The organism is Stenotrophomonas sp. Sm10 (assembly GCF_030985515.1).
Classification (GTDB): domain Bacteria; phylum Pseudomonadota; class Gammaproteobacteria; order Xanthomonadales; family Xanthomonadaceae; genus Stenotrophomonas; species Stenotrophomonas hibiscicola.
This window is the reverse complement of sequence record NZ_JAPTFO010000186.1, coordinates 1-1,719: the sequence shown is the minus strand read 5'-3', so window position 1 is coordinate 1,719 and position 1,719 is coordinate 1. Positions and strand designations below refer to the sequence as shown.

2 protein-coding genes are annotated in these 1,719 nt (G+C 34.8%); both read right to left on the bottom strand.

The features are described 5' to 3' along the window. Positions 1 to 123: 123 nt before the first annotated feature. On the bottom strand, positions 124 to 1,269 hold the full coding sequence (locus tag O0J15_RS20975) for a site-specific integrase (RefSeq protein WP_308306271.1): 1,146 nt from the start codon (positions 1,267 to 1,269) through the stop codon (positions 124 to 126). A 161-nt stretch (positions 1,270 to 1,430) separates the two neighbouring features. Continuing rightward, positions 1,431 to 1,719 (bottom strand): hypothetical protein (locus O0J15_RS20970; protein WP_308306270.1); only part of this gene is annotated, 289 nt, incomplete at its 5' end.

Genomic DNA, 1,719 nt, shown 5'->3' with positions numbered 1-1,719 from the left:
ATTTTTGGATATTTCATTCTCTCATTATACCATAAATAGTACATAGCTTGCTAATCCTTTGAAAACAGTGGACGTCTAGCGTGTTAACCAAAAGTGAATACGATATTGAATACGACTTTACTTTTAGCTGGAGCGGATGAAATCCATGAGCTGGTCAACTACTTCAACACGTTGATTATCATTGATGTGGGTATACATATCAAGAGTGATTTGAACATTATTGTGACCGAGTCTATCTGAAATAATTTTTGCTGCAACACCAGCTTCAAAAAGGAGAGAAGCATGTGTATGCCTAAATCCGTGAGGCGAAATTTTTTTAAGCTTATTGTGTTTACGAAAGAATCTGCTAAGTTTCACTTTCATAGTTGCAGCTAAAAGCCATCCACCGCTATTATTCGTAAAGATATAATTCGAATCATGTTGGTATGCTTTACCAACTTGGAAATATTCTTTTATTTGCTGTCGTTTCCAGACTTTCAATACACTCAGAGTTTCATCATCTAATGTGATAACCCTCTTACTCCTTTTGGTTTTAGGATCCTGGACAGTTTGTTTTTTACCAATCACGACAGCCGTGCGAGAAATGCTTAACCGTTTATTTTCAAAGTCAACATCTGACCACATGAGTCCGATAGCTTCTCCAGTTCTCAATCCTGAAAAAGCGAGTAAGTGGAAAAAAGTGTAGTCTACTGGTTTGCAATTTGCTTTGTAAACTTTAAGGAACTCGGTTAGTTCCTGTTTTGTATAGTAGTTTTCTTTGCCCTTTAATGGCCTATTTTTAGGCTTGATAATCTTGTCTAAAGGATTTGACTTAATGATGTCAATAGAGGTGGCATACTTGAAAATACGACTGATTACAGAGTAGTAATTGGCATATAGGATATAGCGATTACTTAACTTGATAGCAACCTTCTGACAATAAGCTACACTGATCTGTTGAATCTTCATATCTGTAAAATATGAGTCAATCATAACATCAAGTTTCTTCTTAGTATTCTGATAAGTTGTTGGTTTTACAGTGCTCTTATAGCTATCAAGCCACAAATCAGCGACTTCAGCAAATGTAGGGTTCTGGAAATCTTCGTTGTTTGAAAAACCATTCTCTTCAACATCTAAGAGAAGGTCACGTTCGGCAACCTTTGCCTCTTTAATGGTTTTAAAACCACGGCGTGTTGTCCGTTTTTCTTTTCCAGTAGCAGGGTCTATGCCCAGGTATGTTTGAAAGAGATATCTAGTCTCTCCTTTTTTTGTAATGTATTTTTTTATCATAAAAAGTCCTTTCTTTTCGATTGCTTGCCCGCATAGTTGAAAAGGTGTAGAACTTATGATAAACTATAAGTGTATTTTTTTATCATCCTTTCCATTGCTTGCTCGATGGAAAGTTGAATCCTCACACTCAAAGTTTTGCGATGGAGAGTGTGGGGATTTTTTTATTTTTTAAGTTCTTTTAACAAGGAGATTATCTCTTCATTTTGTTGAATGATAATCTGATTTTGTTGTATTTGAACTTTTTCAAACGCTCCAGGACCACTTGCATTTGCTAAAGCTATAGCTTTACTATTTAACACATTTCCAATATAAGCAACTTGCTCAGGATATTTTTCATAAATATGAACCATATCATTTTCTTCAAAATATGGGAGAGCATCTTCATAATATTTTTGTTTTTGAGAGTCTTTTTTTGAAATTTTATCTTTTCCACCAAACAATGCCATAAGT